A 21,226-nucleotide genomic window follows, 5' to 3' on the forward strand; every position below is an offset into this window, starting at 1 on the left:
ATTCCGAATATTCTTAAGCCTTAACCCCATATTTCTGCTCGAAGTTGGTCCCGCAAACGCGGCGGATCGCCTCGACCAGGAGACCTTCGCGAAGGCCGGCCGGTAGTGTGGCCCAACGATCGGTTTTCGAGTTTCCGAAGAGGAGCAGCGACGCATGCTGCGTCAGGTCCTGATCGACTCGGGGGTTGAGGTCGTAGAAGCCGAGGCTTCGCCTGAGCCGATCGATGTCGGCGGCCTGCCCGGTCAGGAATTGCCAGTCGCAAAGGTCCTTCCGACGGCGACCCGCGCCATAGATCGACGCATAGCGACGGAGCATCTCCGGCGTGTCTTCCACCGGGTCAAGAGTGATCGATACGAACGTGAGTTGATCTCGAAAGAGGGGAGTCAATCGAGCCCGGAGCCCCTGGAGGGTCTGGCTGGTCCCGGGGCAAGTGCCACGGCAGACCGTATACATCGTGTTCACGATGAGGGCCCGGCCGTCAGCAAAGTCGTCGCGGAACCGGACCCGCTCACCGAATTGGTTCGTGAGCGGTACGTTCGCATACTGGTCGGAGATTTTCGCGGGCCGGGGCGAAGGTTCATCGCCAAGCCGGCCCAGCAATTTCAGGAGGTGCGACACCATCGTTCCAACCTCTTCGCGTGAGGGTAGTTCTTATCAAGTCGGTCCGCTCTGCCCGCACCGGTGACGCTCAGGACTTCGGCGGACGTCGGGGTGAGATCTGGTCTTCGCCCGCGTCACGGACGGGCGTCGTCGGAACGGCCGGATACTCCCAAGGGAGTTCGCCCACCCTCAGTTCCCCCTCGTTCCCGCGTGGCTGGAGCGTGACGTCATTGCCGTGGGTGCGCGCGTCGGGGGCGATGTTCGCAGCCTTCTTGGCTTCCAGCCGGCTCTCGTGGCTTTCCTCGCATCGCGGCACCGGCTCGAAATTATGCATCATCCGCATATCCTCATGTTCCAGGTTATGGCAATGGAACACGAAGGGACCGCTCCAGGTGCGAAACCGCATCCGGAGCCTGGCGACGGTATTGGGCCCGAGCACCTGGGTGTCGTGCAAGCCGCGGAGTTCGACCTCCCCCATCTGGTCGGCCACCTGCGTGAGCGGGCCGGGCGGGGGTGGGGCCGGAGGATCTTGCGGATCGATGATCGCGTCGGCCTCGAAGTCTTTCTCGTAACTGATGAGCTGATGGCTTTCCAGGTGGATGTGGATCGGATGCCACCACCCGCCGCCGCCGTTGCGCAGTACCCATTCCTCGGCCGAGCCGAGGGTGGGCGTGGCGTTGGCGATGGTCGGGTCGTAGAACCGGCCGTTGACCATCCAGGCCCCCTTACCGCGCTGGAAGATGAACTCGCGGACGACCTCAACCTCATCGTCGCGAATGGCTTCGTGCGGGTTGAGCTCGGTGTCCTTCTCGACGCACGCGTCCCGCTCCACCGGCGGTCCTTGGACGACGATCTTCATCAGGCCGATCGGCCGGTTCAACTCGGCGACGGGCGTCGTCGCGGTGTCGAAAGGAAGCGGCAACACGCGGGGGTCGCCGCCGTCGTCGAGCTTGACCTTCGGCCCTCGCCCGTCGAACTGGGGCATCGTATTGACAAGATAGAAGCAGGCCTCTTCGCCCGGCTTCAGGTGAGGCGCCAGCTTCTTGAAATCCACAACCAGGTCCGCGCGGTTGGCCATCGCCAGCACCACGCTCGACTTCTCGACGGCCTTCGACCAGAGCCAGCTATCCTTGCCGATCCGGAGGAAGGGCTTGGCGACCTCGTCGTAGCGATGCGGGCGCCGGCGGATCACGTCGGCGGCGTTCTCGTCCTCCCCCGCTGGGTCGACCCCTTGCGCTTGCATCCGGAAATAATCGTCCTCGGCGAGAAACCGGAGCCGATAGATCCGCGCATTGGACCCATCCAGAAACCGGAACCGGTACTTTCGGTTCTCGACGTTCAGATAGGGCCAGGCCACCCCGTTCAGGAAGAAGGTGTCTCCCAGGTATCCATTGTGTCCAGCCGTCTCGAAGGCGATCTGACCGGTCTCGGGGTCGATCACCTTGTCCTGGAGCACGATCGGGATGTCGTAGGGGTTGTGATAGGGTTCCTTACCATACCTGTAGAATCCCGGGTGGTCGGGGTCCTCAAGCTCCGCGACCCGCTTCGGGTCCGTGACGAGCCGGCACAACTCGGGATCGCGGCACGAGTCGGGGCCGAGTCCAGGAAGGATCCCGTCATGAATAAGTTTGAGCTCATGCTCACCCAAACAGGGAGCGAATCCCGCCAGCCCCTTCGAGACGTTGTAGCCGGTCGCATCCATCGCGTGGTCGTGATACCACATCGTGGACTGGCTCTCTCCAACGTCGGTGACGTAGCCCTTCTCGGTCTTCCTCGGCTCCTCCTTGCACGCCTTCTTCAGCGGGAGGATGTTGGGATAAAAATAGTCGCGAGACTTCCCCTGGAGGACGTAGAACGAGGGAAATCCGTCGCTGTGCGAAGGGCTGTGGGCGCCGTGCAAGTGGACGGAGACCTCGGCTTCGAGGTGGTTCTGGAACCGGACGATCACCGGTTGGCCCAGCCTCATCTTGAGCGACGGGCCCGGCACCATCCCCGCGAATGTGTACATCCGCGCCGGAAACGGGGCGACATGACCGAGTTGGAATTCCGCCTCGACGATCGGGATTTTGTAGCACTTGATGGGCAGCCCGCCCCAGTTGCCCAGATCCGGTTCTCCCTTCCGATGCGACGGGACCGTACCAAAATTCTTGCACTTGTCATTCCATGCCTGACTCCCGACCCAACTGGGATTGCATCCGAACGACCTCCAGTGCTCCGGCGTCTCTCCCCACTCTCGGGCGATCCCATGATAGACCTCGCCTATCGGAATCGGATCCGTTTCGCCGAATGGCGTCGCCCCTTCCTTCATAAGTTCTTCATAGGTGCCAATGGCTGACGGCCGGGCCACCAGGGGAATCTTGAGCGGGTCCCGGAACGCCCATTTCGGTAGCTTATCTTGCGCGGCCTTGTTGAACTTCGCCGTCGGCTTATCAAACGGCCCAGCAGGCTCCTGGCCCGACGCGGTGCCCGCAACCACGGCGGTCGCGGCGCTTCGCATGAGATCGCGACGATTCAGCATAGATCCTGCCTATTCAGCGAAAAGGAAGATCGAGAGTACCCCGGCTATATCTGGTCAATGACTGAGCGGACCAGCAACCGCGACTCAACACTCCGAACAACATCGTCCGGTTGATTTTTAGACAGCGGATTCACATCTCAATCCCATCAACTCCAAATTGCAAACCATTTTCCAAAACACAATATATTCGGATTTTCGGAATACAAACGGATGAGAACGAGGAACCGCCAGCGCATCGTCGTCCCTTGAGGAAAGACCCCAAAGAAATCAGATTAGATCAGCCGAAGGCCCACCTGCCGGCGCAACGCGAATGAGGGCAGATCGCCCACCGTCCCAAGGGGAACAAAACCCAGATGGAAACCGCTCTCAAAGTGCGAGTGAGAGAGGCCGGTCCGACTCTTTTGGAAGGCGGGCACAGCCCACCACGCTTCTCCCCAAGAAAAGGGAAGGAGCCCCACTGCCACCAAGCCTCTTCCCGAAAAGGCATGGTGGACCGTGCCCACCCTCCAAGAACACCTTCTCACAGCACACTCTCAGCCGCACTCACCTGCCCCAAACCGTTCAGAACGCACAGGAAATAGGGAATATGCGGCCTCCGGTTCAAGAAAAGGTCCGAGACCGCGTGAAGGTCGATTGCGTCGAGAACCGACTTCAATCAGAAGTAGGGAGACTTGCGCGAATTCGTTCGGAGGAACGAGGCCGGCTCGGCCTCTTATTTCGAGCCTCTTCGGGCGTCGCGCGTGGGGTCGAACCTGGATTGCTCGGTTGCGCAATGATCGTCACCGACCCAATGCCGCTTCACTCGGAGGCGTGAGATGAGGGAGCTTCTCCGGGCATTGCCCAGCCGCCTGCAAGGTGTCCGTCCTGCTCTGCGCCGTCGGGCTTTCCAGCCCGGGGCAGAATCACTCGAGTTGCGCCAGCTACTCGCGACAGACGTGCTGACCTACCATAATGATAACGCCCGCACCGGCCAGAATCTGACCGAGGGTGTTCTCAACGCAGCCACCTTGAACACCGGCTCATTCGGTAAGCTTTTCAGCTACCAGGTTGACGGCGATATCTACGCCCAGCCCCTCTACGACACCGGGGTCTTGATCAACAGGACCTTGCATGACGTGGTCTATGTCGCGACGACGCACGGAAGCATCTACGCCTTCGACGCGACCAACAACCTGGGACCCAACGCCGGTCCACTCTGGGCCACGAGCCTGATCGACCCGGCGAACGGAGTCACCACAGTGACCGGCGCGGACCTCAATACGACCAACTTTACCGAGTTGGGTATCGTGGGAACGCCGGTCATCGATAAGGCGTCGGGCACGCTCTACGTCGACGTAATGTCCAAGGTGAACACCACGTCGGCTCCGATCATCCAGCACAAGCTCCATGCTCTGGATATCACTACGGGCAAGGAGAAATTCGGTGGCCCGGTGACCATCCAGGCCACGGTTCCCGGAACGGCTGACGGTGGCGACACAGTTTCTTTCAACGCGGCGAAACAGCTTCAGCGCTCGGCCCTCCTGCTGAACAACGGCGTGGTGTATGTCGCATTCGCCTCGTTCGACAGACTTCCGTACCACGGCTGGCTGATGGCGTATAACGCCTCCAATCTCCAGCAGGTCGGCGTCTTCTGCGTCACCCCCAACAGCCGCCAGGGGAGCATCTGGATGAGCGGCGGCGGACCGGCCGCCGACGCCTATGGGAACGTCTACGTAGCCACGGCCAACGGCAAGTTCTCCGTCGATACCGGAGGCTCTGACTACAGCAACAGCGTCCTCAGGCTCGTCATGGGGGGCAACGGGCTGCAAGTGGCCGACTACTACACCCCCTCCAACCAACAGCTCCTCGACTCCCAGGACCAGGACCTCGGCTCAGGGGGCGTGGTGGTCCTACCTAACCAGGCGGGAGGGCCGCTGCCCCTGATCGTCGCCGCGGATAAGAACGGGACCATCTACCTCCTCGATCGCGACAACCTGGGGGGCTTCCATCCCGACTCCGACCCGATCGTCCACAAGACGCCGGCAGGCACCATCGGACTCCTGAACGGCGACACCAACCTCTGGCTCGGCGCGTACTCCACCCCGGCCTACTTCAACAACAAACTCTATTACGCCGCCCCCGGCGACTATCTCAAGGCCTTCTCAATCGCGGGCGGGCAGTTCGCCGACGATCCCGTGAGCATGTCGAGCAACAAGTTCACCTATCCCGGGTCGACCCCCAGCATCTCGGCCAACGGCGAGTTCGGCGGGATCGTCTGGGTGCTCGAGAACGGCAAGACCTCAGCCGTCCTCCGCGCCTACGACGCCTCGAACCTCGGAAATCAAATCTACAACAGCCAGATGTCCGGCACCCGCGACCAACTGGGTCCCGGCGTGAAGTTCGCCACGCCGACGGTCGCCGACGGCAAGGTCTTCGTGGGCTCGCGCGGGCAATTGACCGTCTTCGGCGACCTCCAAAGCGCCTATGTCAACGGCCAGCGCAACCTCCTGTCCCAAGGCTTCAAGCGGCCCCAAGTCTACTTGATGCTCGCGTCGAGCCCGGACTTCGTCTGGCACCCCGCCACCCCCGCACTCACCAAACTGCTCGATCAGCAGGCGCAGAAAGGCCTCCTCAAAAAACCGATACCGCACCGAGTGCCCGTTCATCCCGCCGGACCACGACCACGCCCCACACCACGGCGGCCAAATCGCTAGCGGCCCCGTGGGAACGGAGACCTTCGCCACGGACAGACAAAAAAACAGATCCTAATTTTAATAAGCCCTCACATCCAAGTCGACACAATCAATCCAATTCTCATTTTCTGTGTCTTCCGTGGCGAAGTTCTCATGGCCGATCAACCGACGGCCATCAGCTTGGCGACATGCCTGGCGAGCATGTCGGTTTCAATATTCACACGCCCCCCCACCCGCACGCTCCCCAGGGTGGTCACGGCCAGGGTGTGCGGGATGAGCATAACCGAGAAGCCGTCGGGTTCGACGCCCACCAAGGTCAAACTCACGCCATCCACCGCGATCGATCCTTTGGGGACCATCAGGGAGGTCCAGCTCGGGTCGATTGTGAACCCGAGGAACTCCCATTCCCCTTCGGTCCTTCGCTCTCGGAGCACGGCCGTCGTGTCGATGTGCCCCTGAACGAAGTGTCCTCCGAGCCGGTCGCCGGCGCGCAGCGAGCGCTCGAGGTTGACCCGATCGCCGGCGCCGGCCACCCCCAGGTTGGTCCGGAGCAAGGTCTCGGGCCCGGCCTGCATGACGAACCGTTCTCCCTCGGCCGCGACGACCGTCAGGCAGCAGCCGTTGACCGCCACACTCTCCCCCAGCACCAACGGCTCAACTAGGTCGGGCCAGGACAGCGTCAGGCGACGCCCCGGCCCCTCTTCGTCCACGCGCTCGATCGTGCCCAAAACCTCAACCAAACCTGTAAACACGATTCTCTCCTGCGAGCATTGTCCGGATCTCAAGCGGCACGAGAGAGGCGATCCGGAATCAAGGGTCGTTTCTCCCTCCGCCTTCGGAGGGCCGACCGACGGTCGTCCGGGGTCGCGGTCGACGCCCCCCCCTCCCCTTCTCTTGGTTATCTTAGCACAGTCACCCGAGCGTTTCGAACCGGACGAGAGTCTCCACTGAGGCCATCATGGCCTTGGTCCGGCCCTTTGACATAGAATGGAAATGGGCCCTGGGCTCGTCGGGCCGGCTCATTCCTCGAGAAAGAGCCTTGGTGAACGCGAGACAAGAACCATCAAGCAACTGCCAAACGTAAGGAGACTTTTCCATGTCCTGCGTGAAGGTCGGGCGATGGATCTTTCCGATCGAGAATGTGATCGCGATCGAAAGTCGAGTCGGTGGCGCCTCCGTGAAACTGAAAGGAGGGCACGAGGCCATTTTGAACAAGGCCGAGGCTGAAGCCTTTCTGCTTCGCTTCGAGCGGAATGCCGTCATCGAAGAACTCGGTGACCTCTCGGATTCGGTGACAAGCGACGAAACTGCGTGAGAACTGACGGAGGCTGAATCATGGGCATTACATCCGCACGTGAGTTCCTCCTGTGGTGCACGGTCATCAACTTCGGCCTACTCGTTGTTTGGTTCCTGGCCTCGACCCTCGCACGTGGCGGGTTGCTCCGGCTTTGGAGCCACTGGTTCCATCTCCCTGCGGAGACCTTCGACACCGTCAACGTCGGTGGGATGGCGCTCTACAAGATGGCAGTCCTCTTCTTCAATCTGGTCCCGCTGATTGCCCTGTATCTCGTTCGGTGAGCCTCTTCCTTTTGCGAGCCGAGCGTGGCCCTGACGATTCGACCTGGTTCATTGCGCAGCCCCCCCAAAAAAAAGGGGCGACTGCCAGTGCCGGTCCCTCGGATCTCTGCGGGATTCCCTGCTCCCACTCAGGTTATGGCGACATGGCCGCGTGAACGTTAGAATCTGGGGGAAACCTCGGCCACCCAGCGGTCGAGCGGCCCATCTTCCTCTCAGTCCGAAACAACCTGGACAAACGGAGATCGAGCGCCATGACTCCCTTGAACCGACGCGACTTCCTCGCCCGGACGACCGTGGCGACGACCGCCCTGGCCGCCGCGACAGCGACCGGCACAGCCACGCCCGCCCTGGCCGCCCGGGCGAACCTCCCCAAGAGCCCGACCGATAAGGTGACGCTGGGCAAGTCCGGCGTTCAGGTCTCGTTGATCGGCATGGGAACGGGCAGCCATGGCAACGGCCAGGCGAGCAACCAGACCAAGCTCGGAGTCAAGGAATTCACCCGGGTCGTCCGCCATGCCCTGGACCGTGGCATCTGCTTCTTCGACGTCGCCGACCAGTACGGCTCGCACGTCTATCTTCGCGAAGCGCTCAAGGGGGTCCCGCGCGAGTCGTACGTCATCCAGACCAAGACTCACGCAACCCAAATCCCGGACTGCCGCAGCCACCTCGAACGCTACCGGATGGAGCTCGGGGTCGACTACATCGACATCGTCCTGCTTCACTGCATGACCAAGAAGGGCTGGCCCGCCGAAAACCAGGGGTCGATGGACTACCTCCGCGAAGCCAAGGAGCAGAAGATCATCCGCGCCCACGGCACAAGCTGCCACGGCATGGACCCGCTCCGCACGGCCGCCAAAGACCCGTTCGTCGAGATCGACCTGGCGCGGATCAATCCCGAAGGGCTGATCATGGACGATAAGCGGCCCGACGAAGTCGTCTCCCAGCTCGAAGAGATGCACATCGCCGGCAAAGGGGTCGTCGGCATGAAGATCTTCGGCGAGGGGGCCATGAAGGAAGCCGAGCGCCGGGATGCCTCGCTCCGCTTCGTCCTCGGCCTGGGAACCGTCGACGCCTTCATCATCGGCCTCGAGTCGACCGCCCAGATCGACGACCTCCTCACCCGCACCGCCGACGCCCTGGCGTTCGTCGCCAAGCAGGCCTGACAAGCGAAGCGGCGCAGTTTGCCATCACTGAGAGGGACGACCGCCAAGAGTCTCGACTGGCTCCTGGCGGTTGCTCTTTTGAGGCTGTCCCCTTCACATTCCGGAAGCGCGGACAGGTTTCAAGGAGAGGTCCCCGGCGGAAAACGGCTTTCGCTTCCAGACCTTGTAATCCGCGGATTCCAACCAGGCATCGTCGACCATGATCTGCTCGAATCCTAATGATTCGAGGTTGGAGTCATTGAGGATGTTTTGCGTGAGATCGCTGACGTCGATGAGATAGTCAGCCTCGAGAAGCTCCTTCCGGACATGGTCCGGCGGCGTGACCGGATAAACACCATTGACGAGATGGGTGTCGTACTCGGAGAAGATATTGAGCCCCAGGTAGCCGACCGCATAGAACGGAATCGTCGGGTCTTCGGGGCAGATCACCTTGCCGGGAAGCGTCTTGGCGAGTTCGACGACCTTCCAGTAGGCCTGATCATGATTGGATCTGGCGACAAGTAACGGCTGCCGGGTCGACAGGCGCGGGAAGGCCGTCAACAGCATGAGCAAGGCCACGAAGACTCCGAGCATCAGCCGTGACGGCAGGCCCGCTGTGGCGTTGCTGCTCAAGAACGTCAGGAGCCTTGGCAACCGGAGTGCGCAAAAGGCCATGAGCGGGAAGAGTGCCGGCAAGAGGCTGTTGGCCACGCCCCCCGCCTTCGCTGAGCTGATCGCGGCAAACGGGATCGAGACGATGAGCACGGCCGCCAGCCAAGGCAGGCGCCGATCTTTGCGGAACGAGGCCGCGTCGAACATCAGCATCTCGCCGAGCAGCACGAGGAACAGGGGCGAATCCAGCACCAATTCCCAGCCGTTCCGCACCGCAGGCAGCCACCGGAGCCCGAACTTACGCGGAATGACCATCATATAATAATAGACCTCCGGCGCGAAAACTTTGAGGCCGGAGATCACCCCAAGCATCATGGCAAAGGGGAGGAGCGACAGGAGGCATTCCGAAAGTGTCGGCCGCCGCCCGCGCAAGACCAGAGCGACCGGCGGCACGACCGCGAAGGTCGCCGCCGTCTGCTTGAAGAAAAATCCGAGCACGATGCACAAGGAGCCGAGCACAACGAGTTGCCAGCGTCGCGACTCTTGGCCGTAACCGATCGCCAGCACACCCATGGCCGCGAACATCATGGCCGTCATGTCGGGCCGGTTCTCGGCGAAATAATGGGTTGAGCGAAAGTTCACCCCCAGGATAATCGCCCACGCCAGCACAATGGTCCACTTGGGACGATCCCCCCCCATGGCCACCGCCAGGAGGGTCACCGTGACAAGCGCCGAGACCAAGGAGATCAGGCGACCGGCGATGTTATTGGGCCCGACCCAGCGGAAAACTTCGCCTTGCGCGTACAGGGCCAACGCCCCATACACGTGCGTCGAGTGACCATCCGGAGAGATTTCATAGACGGGCATCCCCTTGACGGCCCGCCAGGACTCGAGAATTTCGGTGGCTTCCCAGGGGTTACGCGGGGCTTCGGCGTGCACGAGGCGCTGGAGGTTCATCCCGTTAATCAAGCAGATCAGTGCCGCCGCCCCGAAAAGCGGGGCGAGGCAAAGCCATCGCTTCCATTGGAAGACGGCGATGCCTCCACGGGGATGGTCCGTCATCCAAGTCGCTCCCACTTCAATTCATTGATGTGATTTAAGATTGAGTGCCGGAGAGGAGCGACGCTGAGTTCCGACCTCCCACTCTCCCCAAGAAACGGTCGAAACCAAGCTGGAGAATGATCCGAAGCGCAGTCACAACCTCAAGTTTGTTGATTTTCGAGACGCCCGACCGGCGGTTCTCAAACAAAATGGGAGTCTCACCAATCCGGCCGCCTGCCTGCCGGCACCAGAATAGGATCTCTTCCATGAAGGAGTAGCCGCGCGACCGCACCAGACCAAGATCGAGTTGGGCGAGAGTCGAGACGCGGTAGCAGCGGAAGGCGCCACTGTTGTCTTTGGACTGAAGCCCAAGCAAGAGCCGAGCGTACCAGTTGATCCCGGCACTCATCAACTTCCGCTTGAGTCCGAACTCCCCCTCAACCCCGCCCCCCGCGACATAGCGCGATCCAATCATGACATCGTTCTCGTTCATCCCGGCCAACAGCGAAGGGATGAACCGAGGTGGATGGCTAAAATCGGCATCGAGGTTCAAGAGATAGTCGAACCCGTTCTCGATGGCGAAATGCATGGCGGCCAAGGTCGCCGTCCCTAACCCAAGCTTCTTCGGGCGGTGGATTACGTGGACGTGGGGCTGACGCGCTCGCAACTCATCGGCAACCCGGCCGGTTCCGTCGGGCGAGTTATCGTCGATGATTAAGAGAGACGCCTGCGGCGCATACAGGCGGATCGCTTCGGCAAGCGGAACCAGGTTATCCACTTCGTTATAGGTAGCGAGCGAAACCAGGATGCGTTTCGGGATTGGGGACGGAGGAGGGGTGTGGGGCAAGTCGATCATAGTCAGCCCATCCTTGAGCAATCAGAAATACTCAACTTGGTGCTCCTTCGCGACGCAGTTATTTATAGTCAGCACGGAACAAAAGAGTCAAGTCCGAGACAAAGTCTTCAAAGACACAACCAGAGTCCAAGTAACCTTACCTGGTTTATCGCTCGATTCGAGACTTGGGAACGGAACTCGCGAGTCAGGCACGCTACAATAGAATGAGGATAATGAGCGTGATGGGCAACATCAGAGCGTGAAAGCCGGAGTGAATGTCATGGAAAACCGATGGTTGGCCCGGTTCAAGAAGGTCGTCCGGCCCCAGGACTACGTCGGTGACGACGAAGCGCGGAACGAGCAGGTCGTTCGCGAAGGGTTCCTGGCCAAAGCCAAGCATTCGTTGAACCGGCTGCCCCTGGCGCACGAGACCGTGGCACTCTACTTCTGCCTGCTCGATCCCAAGACCCCCCTCTGGGTCAAGGGGATCGTCGGGGCGGCCCTGGCCTACTTCATCCTCCCTCTGGACGCCATCCCCGACCTCCTCCCGCTGGCCGGCTTCAGCGACGACGCCGGTGTCCTGGCCGCTGCCTTGACGGCCGTCTCCGCACACATCACCGACGAGCACCGTGCCCGGGCCCGCGAGTGGATGGCCACGGAAATCAGCCCCCAGGGGGCCGTCCAGAGTTGAACCGGAAGCAAGCTTCGCTCGCCTCAGAGCGCCTTTCAACGACCCAACACATTTACACCCAAAATCTTCACAACTCCATAGACACACCTGCCAATCCACCCCCCCTTTCTCCCCTCATCATTGAACCCACCAAGTGATCCTTGCCGGCCCGTCTCGTGAACTCAAAACGACCCGCAACCTGCATTCTCTGAGCCCCCAGGAGGGGACGCCCGGCGAGCCATGCCACATGCCGACAAAAGAAGAGGATGAGCCAAAACGGAACCACCCTCTATCTCGTCTTCCCCGGCAATGATAGCTTCGCGATCCGGAGAGCCACGCTCCGCGACACACCGCGGAATCCCTGGCTCGGGTCTTCCCTCATCAAGGAGCATCGCATGAGCCGTCGTATCGATCGACGCCGTTTCTTGCAGGCCTCATCACTGGCGGGCTTTGGCATCCTGGTGCCCGGACCTTGGGCGCACGGGCAAAGCCGTTCCCCAAATGAGAAGCTCAACTTCGCCTGCATCGGCGTCGGGGGAAAGGGCTCGAGTGATACCGATCACGTCGCCGCCCTGGGGAACATCGTCGCCCTCTGCGACATTGACTCGGATCGGCTCGGCAAGAAGGCCGAGCGGCACTCCGAAGCGAAAACGTACAGCGACTTCCGCAAGCTGCTCGATGAGCTCGCCCCCAAGATCGACGCCGTGGTCGTGAGCACCCCCGACCACACGCACGCGGCGGCCGCCCTCATGGCGATGCGGCTGGGCAAGCACGTCTACTGCCAGAAACCGCTGGCCCACTCCCCTTACGAAGCACGCTTGATGCGCGAGACGGCGGCCGAACGAAAGGTCGCGACCCAGATGGGCAATCAGGGGACGTCCCACCCCGGATTCCGCGACGGCATCGAGTTGATCCGCTCCGGCGTCGTCGGGCCGATCCGCGAGGTCCACGTTTGGACGAACCGGCCGTTCAAGTACTGGAAGCAGGCCCCCGACATCGTGGCCCGGCCCAAGGAGATCGTTTCGGTCCCCCCGAACGTGGCCTGGGACCTGTTCCTCGGCCCGGCCCCCGAACGCCCTTACAACCCGGTCTATCACCCCCACGACTGGCGCGGCTGGTGGGACTTCGGCACCGGAGCCATGGGCGACATGGCCTGCCACACCGCCAACCTGACCTTCATGGCGCTCAAGCTGGGCCTCCCCACCCGGATCTCTTCCACCAGCGGTGAGCTGAACCCCGAGACCTACCCCGCCTGGGCGACGATCAACTACGAGTTCCCCGCGCGTGACGACCTCCCGCCGGTCAAGCTCACCTGGTACGAAGGAGCCCGCGACGGGGCCCGCAACCTGCCCCCCACCGACCTCTTCCATGGAGCGACGCCCTCCGACAGCGGCTCGCTGCTCGTCGGTGAGAAAGGATCGATCTTCTCGCCGAGCGACTACGGCGCCGACCAGGTGCTCCTCCCGACCAAGCAATTCGAAGGCAAGCAGACCGAGCTCACCAAGGAGCAGCGGCGCGACCGGAACAAGAATGCCGACGCCGCGCACAAGGCCGAGTGGGTCCGCGCGATCCAGGAAGGCGACCCCAAAATCGCCCTCTCCAACTTCGACTACTCGGGCAGGCTGACCGAAGCCATGCTCCTGGGCAATGTCTCCGTCCGCCTGGGCCAGCCCATCGAGTACGACGCCGCCACCGGCCAGGTCACCAACTGCCCCGAGGCCGCTCGATTCGTCCGCCCCGAATTCCGCCGGGGCTGGTCGATCTAAAGCGGTTCTCGTTCGGGTGGATCACACGACCGAGCCACCCCGATGTGGGCCATTCGCGGGCAAACCCCGCGAATCTGAACTGCCCATTCCCCCCCCCTCCTCGATCGCGATCGAGGAGGGCTTTCTCTTTCTTCTCGAGAGGAAGCGTAGCCATTTTCACTCTTGGCGATTACGTTTGTTGAAAGCCGACAACAGCGAGTCACCGGGAGATGTCCATGGGCGGCGGGATTTCGAGCACAGCGGACCGGCATCAATTCGCAAGCGACAACTACGCCGGGGCTTGCCCCGAGGCCTGGCAGGCCATGGCCGAGGCGAACCGAGGGCACGCCCCCGCCTACGGCGACGATGACTGGACCACCCGCGCTTCGGGACTCCTCCGCGACCTGTTCGAGGTCGATTGCGAGGTCTTCTTCGTCTTCAACGGAACAGCCGCCAACGCCCTGGCCCTGGCCTCGCTCTGCCAGTCCTATCACGGCATCATCTGCCACGAGCTGGCACACGTCGAGACCGACGAGTGTGGCGCTCCCGAGTTCTTTTCCAACGGCACGAAGCTCCTTCTCGCCCACGGCGAGGCCGGCCGGGTCAACCCGGACGCCATCCACCAGCTCGTCACCAAACGGAGCGACATCCACTATCCCAAGCCGCGCGTGCTGAGTCTGACCCAGGCCACCGAAGTCGGCACCGTCTACTCCGTCGCCCAGCTCGAGGCCCTTCAGGAGATGGCCCAGCGCCACGGCCTCCGCATCCACATGGACGGAGCCCGGTTCTCGAACGCCGTGGCCGCAGCAGGCGTCACTCCCAAAGAACTCACCTGGAAGGTGGGTGTCGACGTCCTCTGCTTCGGCGGCACCAAGATCGGGATGGCGTTCGGCGAGGCGATCGTCTTCTTCAACCGCGAGCTGGCCCACGAGTTCGCCTACCGCTGCAAGCAGGCGGGTCAACTCGCCTCAAAAATGCGGTTCCTGGCGGCCCAGTGGGTCGGCATCCTGGAATCGGGAGCCTGGCTGCGCAACGCGGAACAGGCCAATCGGTGCGCCTTGCTGCTGGAGTCACGCCTGCGCGAAATCCCAGGGCTGGAGATCCTCTGGGACTGTGAAGCAAACGCCGTATTCGTCATGATCCCGGAAGAAATCCGCGACCGGTTGCGGGCGAAAGGCTGGCGATTCTACACCTTCATCGGCGGGGGCGCTCGGCTAATGTGCTCGTGGGACACCACGGAAGCCGATGTCGAAGCGATCGTTCAGGACATCAAAGAACTTATGAATCAACGCTGAATCGAAGCGGGGACACGGGCATCTTTTTCAACCCGTGTCCCCGGAAGATTACCAAAATTCACGAGTTCGCATCACGCCGAGCAAACGGTTCCTTCCAGTCAAAGATCGGCGGGCAGGTCGCGGCCATCTCCCGGTTGAGCAGCACGAATTCCTTCCAGGCCTCGGGCACATCCTCTTCGTAAAAGATCGCATCGACCGGGCGCTCGACTTCGCAGGCATCGCAATCGATGCATTCCTCGGGGTCGATATAGAGCATCTGCTCCCTCTCGCGAAAGCAGGCGTTCGCAGTCCGGGCTGGCGAGGTCCCTTCGCGAGCCCGATCAGGGGCGGCACATCCGGCGTGCTTCGCCCCAACCTTGAATGGGCCGGCGCCGAGGGATTCCCGAGAGTGCCCGTCAGGCCACTATGAAAGCGGGAATCACCTGGGGTGAATCCACGCGGCATGTTCACGGAGCATGGAAGACGCCTTCCGGCCGGCGACTTCCCCGCGCCGGCCGGACGTGCTCGGCGGCCGCCCGCCATGTCACCGCGAATGATCCGCCTCTCTCCAAAGCTCGGTGGAGACCAGCGCCACACGGAAGCCCAAGCCCGAGCCTCGCCCGTTGACCTGCAATGAAAGGCCCGTCGTCGACAGGCACTGGTGGCCCGGTTCATACCAGCAGCCGCCGCGGATTGTCTGCTCCGGAGTCGACTTCTTGACGGCAGCAAAGGGACCGCGGGCGAGCCCCGGGCGATTGATCTTGCAACACCACTCCCAGACGTTGCCGTGCATGTCGTGAATGCCCCACGCGTTCCCGGGATAGCTGCCGACGGGCTTCGTCAGGCGGAGGAAGGGGCCGGCCGGCGCGTTGTTGAAGGGGACGGCCCCGTCGAAATTCGCCCGGACGCTCCCGAGCTCGTCGCCAAACGCCGTGGCGGTCGTCGTCCCGGCGCGGCAGGCGAACTCCCATTCCGCCTCGGTCGGCAGCCGGTAGACCCAACCGGGCTCGAGCCGGCCCGCGTCCCGTTCGATCTCGCTGAGCCGGTAACAGAACTCCTCCGCCTCGCGATAGCTTGTGAAGTAGATGGGATAATCTTGCCCCATCCCGGCGTGGTCGCGACGGCTGTTGTCGCCAAGGGGGCGGGGTTGCTTTGGGTCCATCGCCCGCTGCTGCAGGAGCGTCTTGCCCATGACCTGCTGCCACTCATCCTGCGTCACCTCGAACTTCCCGATCCAAAACCCGCGACTGATGACCACGGGGAATGGTTCACCGTCCAGGTATCTCCCGGAAGGTCCCTTCGGCCCACCTCCCATGAAGAACCTCCCCGGAGGACACCAGCAGAGACACATCCTCAGCACGTTCTCGGATCGCTCTTCGCCGGCACGCGACAGCTCGGTCGCGTTGATGGTCATGGGCTGGCCTTCGGTGATCTGGACGGCGAGCGTCCGCATCGGCGGAAGCGGCTTGAATGGCGGAGGGGCGGGTGGGCGGAAATAGCTACGGACCATGCTGACTGCCAGAAAGAGCAAGATCCCAGCCAGCCCGCATTGGTAGTGGGGACGCAAACCAAACCGGCGCTTTTCGGGTGGGCGTCGCACGGGCCACACTCTCGTTCCAGGTCCGATCGGAAACATGGGAGTATCTGTCGCCATGCTAATTCAACCTGATCCAACAGAGGAGTTCCAGAACCGAATGGGATGAGTGCGTCATTTGGCCCGAGTCTCGCGCGATCGGCACATCGCGTTCAGATCGGGCGAGACCGTGCTCACAGTCACACCTCCTCGGCCGCCTCGCCCGGCCGTACGAGTACGATCGCAAACTCCACGGCTCACCTCTCCCCTCCGTCGCTCCCACCCCTCGATCGCCAGGCCGGAAGACACACCATGGACGGCTGAAGTCGAAGGAACCGCTCCCTTCATGGCTCCCGAGCAGGTAGCCCGAAGCTGGGGGCCGATCGATCCGCGAACGGATATCTACGGCCTCGGTGCAGTCCTCTTTACGCTGCTGACAGGGCGGCCACCGATCCTCGGCCGGCGCTTGCCTGACATTCTCGCTCAGGTCGTTGCGGGCACGCCGGTCGTTGCGGCGATTGATGGCTGCCGGGAACGTCCAGTACGAAACCATCATGGGCCCGATGGCGACGGGGTTTCCTCGGACACGAGCGACGTGGACACCTACGGCTGGGCCATCCCACGCGAGAATTGAGCGGCCGGTCGGGAGCAGGCTCCCGTCCGGCCCTTGGCGAACGCGCGTTGATGCGTGCAGAGCGAGTGACCGTGGGAAGAGTCACAGATCGATTACGCCAGCAGCTACCAATGAGGCGAAGTCGGCGATCAACCCTAACCCAGAGGCGCGGAGGATGACCGACTGACCGTCTCGCTCAACACGCAATCCATTAAGCAGATCGGCATACATCTTTCGAGCTCGATCATGATCCTTACCAGCCGGGGCACCGGGGGCAGGTTGGCTCGCCTCCTGACGAAGTGTCGAGAGAAGCGTTCGGGTCTCGCGGACGTTCGACTCGCTTGCACCGGCCTCGGAGAAGGTCGCGACGACGTTGAACGCGATCGCATCGCCGTTATCGAGGCCGAATGTCCAAAGCCCGGCGTGCTTGAACGGGCTCGCGATATCGATCCCGTTGGAATCGGCGTCCTGGAGACATTTCCCCAGGAGCCCATCACGGCTATCAAACGCAGCAACAAAAAGCCCACGGAGCGAACGATCCCAGTCCTTCATCTTCGCAAACATCGGTGGAGTTGAAGTCTGACGACGCAAAAGCTGCAGCATTCGCTTCTCGCCAGCGAAGACGATCGTCCGGTCATCGGAACAGTGGAAGCAAACGTCTGGCCCGAGTGCAGGCATATTCAACTTGTAATAGACACGGTCTCCTTCACGTGCCTCGGTCAACTCTTTCGTAAAGACACGAAAGAGCCTCACCCAATCGAAAGGCTCGGTGGTCCGGGCCGAGACCACGTCACCGAGCATGAATCTCCAACGCGGCCTCTCAAGGCTGGACTGTGTAATCGTCATGACGCTCATCATCTGCTCAACCATTTCGACCCGAGGAGAGCCCAGCCCAGGTTTGGCGGGGTCAAACCCGAACGCGTTCGCGGCTTTCGACCATTGCTGGGCAATCAGCAGATTCAGCATGGTGCGGTAAGCACCCATGCCAGCTCGACCGAACATGGCCGCCGGTCGGAGCGCCACAAAGCCCTGAGCGTTCTCGGGAAGGTACGTCAAGTCGAAGGGCTCGCCCTGAACCTTGAACGTGTCGTCCGATTGAGGCACCCGCTTTACCGTCTTGACCTCATCGTCCACCTTGTCGGTGTCATCACCTCGGGCCGGCCCCTGGAGAGTCAAGACACCAGCGGTGACGACCAGCAACAGCAAGGCCGAAACGCCCCGCCGCAGCGATGACCACGACCGATCTGTCGACAAGCTTTCATCACGTAACATAGCGATCCTCCTGATCAAATTCCCCTTCACCGGCAAGAACGACCTCGCCGGCCAGCACGGAATCCGTCCGTCCTGCCGCAGCGCCAGCCGCGACAGCGAAAGCAAGTAACGCGCTCTTCCTCCCGCGAACCGAGCACCCAGGGCATCAGCCGCCAGCTCCTGTTCCCACTGGAGCCGCGTCGCCAGCCAGTGGATCAGGGGGTGATAGAAGTGAATCGCCAGGGCGAGCCGGGCCACCACTCCCGTCGCATAATCAGACCGGCAAACGTGCGCAAGTTCGTGAGCAAGAACCGCCCGACGCTCGGGCTTGTCCCACGACCGCCAGTCGTCCGGCAAGAGCACAAACACCCGCCGCCAACCCGCCGTCGCCGGGGTCGTCAGCTCAGGGGCCTCGCGAAGCGAGACACGACGACGGCACCCCAGCAACCCTCGCAACTCCTCAATCAGGTCGTTCAGTTCCGGGTCGTCCACCGGCCGCGACCGCCGCACACACCGATGGACAGCCCAGAGACCGATCAGCAGATGGAGCAGGCCCACCCCCGTCCCCGTCAGGGCCACGACCGCCAGCGCACTCCCCCAGGGCCGACAACGCGCCGCGGGCACCGCCGCCGTCGTCTCAAGCCGATTCCAAACATCCCAGAACATCGCGATCGTCCAGCCGGTTCTAACCCCTTCGTCCCAGCGAGGCTCGCCCGGAGGAGCTTCGCGGCAACTCGCGATCGCGACGGACTCCGCCGGTATTGCCCTGGGGATCGTGGGCAAGGTCACCTCGGCTAAAGCCGTGAACGTCAACAGGCTGATCGCCACGACCAGGCCGAGACTCAACGACCCGACCCACGCGCCCGAATCCGGGCTACGTCGGGACGCCAGCACATAGAGAACAACAGCCGGAATTAACAGCAGAGAGACCTGGACCGCACACCAGGCCAACGCGAGACCCAGGTCGTTCATCGGTCTTGCTCCTTCAAGATCCGTTCGAGCAGGCTCCGCTCCTCGGACGTAAGCGTCCGTTGCTCCACCAGTTGCTTCAAGAGCTGGGCCCGCGAGCCCCGGAAGACGCGCTGGAGCAGATCGCCCAGGAGCCGACCCGAGACATCTTCATACGAGCGGGCCGCTTTGTAACAGAACGGCCGTTCTTCGTTGAGCTGGTGGAGGAAACCCTTATCGGCCAGCCCTCGGATCAGGTTGGCGATCGTCGTATACGTCCGATCCAGCCCCGAGGCCGCCAGCCGGTCCCGAGTCTCCGCCGCCGTCCCCTCGCCATGCCGCCAGAACACGTGCATGACTTCCAGTTCCCGCTCCGTCAGGTCCTTTGCAGGCGGACGTCCCATGTCGGGCCCTCCCTTGGCCGATTTGGTATTCCAAATTTGGTTTTCACAATCTAACGACGATCGCGGTTCTGTCAACGCGACTTGACTGCGTTAGCGATCTGATCTCGAGATTTCAACGGACGCTTTCCGTTGAGCGGGCACAGCCCGTCAGCTTCGCGGACTCGGCTCACTTCAAAGAAGGCGGGGAGCGATCTCCGCTCCCCGCTCGTTTTCAAACGACCGAAGGATCGATCAAACCGGGGCTCAGGCCAGGTGCCGATTCACTTCGGGCAAGAGCTTGGCGAAGTCGAGCTTGCCGGGGCAGGCTTCTCGAGCGGCTTCGAGGTCGGCGCCCGCCCAGTCGCGAGCCGCGTCGGTCATGTCGGCGAACTGGCGGCGGGCCTCGGCGCGATGGCCGTGGTGCTCGTGGTAGGTCAGGAACCGGGTCAGATTGCCGAGCTCGGCCTGGGTGCCGGCGGCGACCGAGCAGCGACCGTCGCAGTCGGCGCAGAGGGTCTGGCCGGAGGCGAGAACGGCGTCGCGAAGTTGGAGGATGTCAGTCGTCTTGACGGGTTCAAATCGGCGGGCGGCGTCGGTGTTCTCGCGGATCTGGTCGGTGTTCTTCATCGAGACGCACGAGGCGCTGATGCGTTCATCGGTCCAGATTGCGTGCAGGAGCCCCTGGAACGGGGTCAGGTTACGTTCAGCGAGCATCGGCACCTTGCGCTGAACGTCGTCGAGGATGTTCCCGTTGTACTTGTCGCCAAACCGCTTACCGGCGATCTGCTTCATCGTGATCAGGCCGATCCCCTTCTTCCAACAGGCGTCCAGCGCCTTGTTGAGGGGCGAGTCCTTGTCGAGCCAAGGGGAGTACTGAAGCATGATCGCGTCGACGATCCCGCCATCGGCGGCGGCCTGGATGATCTGGGCGCGGTCCTTGTGGTGCGTCGAGAAGCCAACGAATTTGGCCTTGCCCGACTTCCGAATCGCCTCGGCCGTCTCCTTGAACTCCTGGCTCTTCACGAAGTTCATGGCATCATCAAGACTGTGTTCATCTCCCAGGCCGTGGATAAAAAAGAGGTCTATGTAGTCGGTGCCAAGGCTCGCCAGCCGCTCATCAACCATCTTCATCATCTCGCCAGGACCTTTGGGCATGTCCTTGGTGACGAGGAAAATCTGTTTGCGGATCTCGGGGACCTGCTCGAACCACTTCTTGAAGGCGGGCTCGGTGCCATAGACCTTGGCGGTGTCGAAGACGCGGATACCACTGGCGAAGGCCGCCCGGAAGAGGCGGTCGAGGCTCTCGCTCCGCACGGCCCCTTGATCCAGCAAGGTGATGTTGACCCCTGTTTTGCCCAGCGGACGCGTGGGCATCGCCCCGGTCTTGGCGGCTGCGTCCTGGGCCGAGGCCGTAGGGGCCAAGCTCATGGCCGAGGCCGTGGCGAGCGCTCCAGTGGTCTGGAGGAACGTTCGCCGGTTGGTGCTGCTGTCCATCTCTTCGTAGGCCATTGGTTCTCGACTCCTCGTAGGACGGGTCGTTCAACGCAACGGCCCGTGGGTGATGGAAGGAACGCGCCCAAACAACTGGCAATGATGGATGCGAGGCAAATCTCGGTGGGAACGAACCAGGAACGGATTCCCGGTCGGTTCCCAGATGACGCCAGGCCGTTATCTTACCACCGGGCAGGAGCAACGGAAGCCGGGCGGCGTGGAGTTTTAGCAGGGGAAGGCCACCGACGCTCGCAAAGCCGAGGGGCTCCACATCGCCGG

At 62.3% G+C, this 21,226-nt stretch carries 18 protein-coding genes; 8 read left to right on the top strand and 10 right to left on the bottom strand.

Annotated elements, in window-relative coordinates; translation table 11 throughout:
* Window positions 1-13: 13 nt before the first annotated feature.
* Together SINAC_RS00070 and SINAC_RS00075 are read right to left on the bottom strand one after the other, a co-directional pair.
* The gene (locus tag SINAC_RS00070) at window positions 14-622 is read right to left on the bottom strand and encodes an SCO family protein (protein ID WP_015243665.1); all 609 of its coding nucleotides are present in this window, start codon (window positions 620-622) and stop codon (window positions 14-16) included.
* 67 nt (window positions 623-689) lie between these two features.
* Entirely contained in the window at window positions 690-3,098 is a 2,409-nt protein-coding gene (locus SINAC_RS00075; RefSeq protein ID WP_237722826.1) for a multicopper oxidase family protein, read from the bottom strand.
* Window positions 3,099-3,934: 836 nt separating this feature from the next.
* Between SINAC_RS00075 and SINAC_RS00085 the strand changes: the two genes are divergently transcribed.
* Window positions 3,935-5,812, top strand: a complete 1,878-nt coding sequence (locus tag SINAC_RS00085; protein ID WP_015243667.1) for a PQQ-binding-like beta-propeller repeat protein — start codon at window positions 3,935-3,937, stop codon at window positions 5,810-5,812.
* A gap of 140 nt (window positions 5,813-5,952) precedes the next feature.
* Here the strand turns inward: SINAC_RS00085 and SINAC_RS00090 are convergent, their stop codons facing one another.
* The gene (locus tag SINAC_RS00090) at window positions 5,953-6,543 is read right to left on the bottom strand and encodes a riboflavin synthase (protein WP_015243668.1); all 591 of its coding nucleotides are present in this window, start codon (window positions 6,541-6,543) and stop codon (window positions 5,953-5,955) included.
* Window positions 6,544-6,887: 344 nt separating this feature from the next.
* Between SINAC_RS00090 and SINAC_RS00100 the strand changes: the two genes are divergently transcribed.
* The 3 genes from SINAC_RS00100 (at window position 6,888) to SINAC_RS00110 (ending at window position 8,532) form a co-directional block, all read left to right on the top strand.
* Window positions 6,888-7,106 carry a hypothetical protein gene (locus SINAC_RS00100; protein ID WP_015243669.1) on the top strand — a complete coding sequence of 73 codons (219 nt, stop codon included), beginning with the start codon at window positions 6,888-6,890 and terminating at the stop codon, window positions 7,104-7,106.
* Window positions 7,107-7,126: 20 nt separating this feature from the next.
* Complete coding sequence (locus SINAC_RS00105; protein WP_015243670.1) at window positions 7,127-7,369, top strand: DUF6868 family protein; 243 nt, start codon at window positions 7,127-7,129, stop codon at window positions 7,367-7,369.
* Window positions 7,370-7,620: 251 nt separating this feature from the next.
* The gene (locus SINAC_RS00110) at window positions 7,621-8,532 is read left to right on the top strand and encodes an aldo/keto reductase (RefSeq protein WP_015243671.1); all 912 of its coding nucleotides are present in this window, start codon (window positions 7,621-7,623) and stop codon (window positions 8,530-8,532) included.
* A 93-nt stretch (window positions 8,533-8,625) separates the two neighbouring features.
* On the opposite strand, the gene SINAC_RS00115 is transcribed toward SINAC_RS00110, so the two are convergent.
* Window positions 8,626-10,185: a hypothetical protein gene (locus SINAC_RS00115; RefSeq protein ID WP_015243672.1), complete on the bottom strand. Its 1,560-nt coding sequence runs from the start codon at window positions 10,183-10,185 to the stop codon at window positions 8,626-8,628.
* 34 nt (window positions 10,186-10,219) lie between these two features.
* Window positions 10,220-11,020, bottom strand: a complete 801-nt coding sequence (locus SINAC_RS00120; protein WP_015243673.1) for a polyprenol monophosphomannose synthase — start codon at window positions 11,018-11,020, stop codon at window positions 10,220-10,222.
* A gap of 259 nt (window positions 11,021-11,279) precedes the next feature.
* Here SINAC_RS00120 and SINAC_RS00125 point away from each other — a divergent pair, with 259 nt between their 5' ends.
* From SINAC_RS00125 to SINAC_RS00135, 3 genes are all read left to right on the top strand, one after another.
* Window positions 11,280-11,690 carry a YkvA family protein gene (locus tag SINAC_RS00125; protein WP_015243674.1) on the top strand — a complete coding sequence of 137 codons (411 nt, stop codon included), beginning with the start codon at window positions 11,280-11,282 and terminating at the stop codon, window positions 11,688-11,690.
* 245 nt (window positions 11,691-11,935) lie between these two features.
* Window positions 11,936-13,435 carry a Gfo/Idh/MocA family protein gene (locus tag SINAC_RS00130; RefSeq protein WP_015243675.1) on the top strand — a complete coding sequence of 500 codons (1,500 nt, stop codon included), beginning with the start codon at window positions 11,936-11,938 and terminating at the stop codon, window positions 13,433-13,435.
* Window positions 13,436-13,650: 215 nt separating this feature from the next.
* Window positions 13,651-14,709, top strand: a complete 1,059-nt coding sequence (locus SINAC_RS00135) for a threonine aldolase family protein (protein ID WP_015243676.1) — start codon at window positions 13,651-13,653, stop codon at window positions 14,707-14,709.
* Between the two features lie 58 nt (window positions 14,710-14,767).
* Here SINAC_RS00135 and SINAC_RS00140 read toward each other — a convergent pair whose 3' ends face one another.
* Both SINAC_RS00140 and SINAC_RS00145 read right to left on the bottom strand, forming a co-directional pair.
* Window positions 14,768-14,965: a 4Fe-4S dicluster domain-containing protein gene (locus SINAC_RS00140; RefSeq protein WP_020467114.1), complete on the bottom strand. Its 198-nt coding sequence runs from the start codon at window positions 14,963-14,965 to the stop codon at window positions 14,768-14,770.
* A gap of 267 nt (window positions 14,966-15,232) precedes the next feature.
* Entirely contained in the window at window positions 15,233-16,288 is a 1,056-nt protein-coding gene (locus SINAC_RS00145; RefSeq protein ID WP_020467113.1) for a formylglycine-generating enzyme family protein, read from the bottom strand.
* Window positions 16,289-16,607: 319 nt separating this feature from the next.
* Here SINAC_RS00145 and SINAC_RS00150 point away from each other — a divergent pair, with 319 nt between their 5' ends.
* Entirely contained in the window at window positions 16,608-16,895 is a 288-nt protein-coding gene (locus SINAC_RS00150) for a hypothetical protein (RefSeq protein ID WP_020467112.1), read from the top strand.
* An 81-nt stretch (window positions 16,896-16,976) separates the two neighbouring features.
* On the opposite strand, the gene SINAC_RS00155 is transcribed toward SINAC_RS00150, so the two are convergent.
* The 3 genes from SINAC_RS00155 to SINAC_RS00165 form a co-directional block, all read right to left on the bottom strand.
* On the bottom strand, window positions 16,977-19,097 hold the full coding sequence (locus SINAC_RS00155; RefSeq protein WP_015243678.1) for a M56 family metallopeptidase: 2,121 nt from the start codon (window positions 19,095-19,097) through the stop codon (window positions 16,977-16,979).
* On the bottom strand, window positions 19,094-19,477 hold the full coding sequence (locus tag SINAC_RS00160; RefSeq protein WP_015243679.1) for a BlaI/MecI/CopY family transcriptional regulator: 384 nt from the start codon (window positions 19,475-19,477) through the stop codon (window positions 19,094-19,096). Before SINAC_RS00160 ends, SINAC_RS00155 begins: the two co-directional genes overlap by 4 nt.
* Window positions 19,478-19,720: 243 nt before the next feature.
* Window positions 19,721-20,965, bottom strand: a complete 1,245-nt coding sequence (locus SINAC_RS00165) for an aldo/keto reductase (RefSeq protein ID WP_015243680.1) — start codon at window positions 20,963-20,965, stop codon at window positions 19,721-19,723.
* Between the last annotated feature and the right edge of the window lie 261 nt (window positions 20,966-21,226).

Origin of the sequence: Singulisphaera acidiphila DSM 18658 (assembly GCF_000242455.2) — a bacterium.
GTDB classification, from domain to species: Bacteria; Planctomycetota; Planctomycetia; order Isosphaerales; family Isosphaeraceae; genus Singulisphaera; species Singulisphaera acidiphila.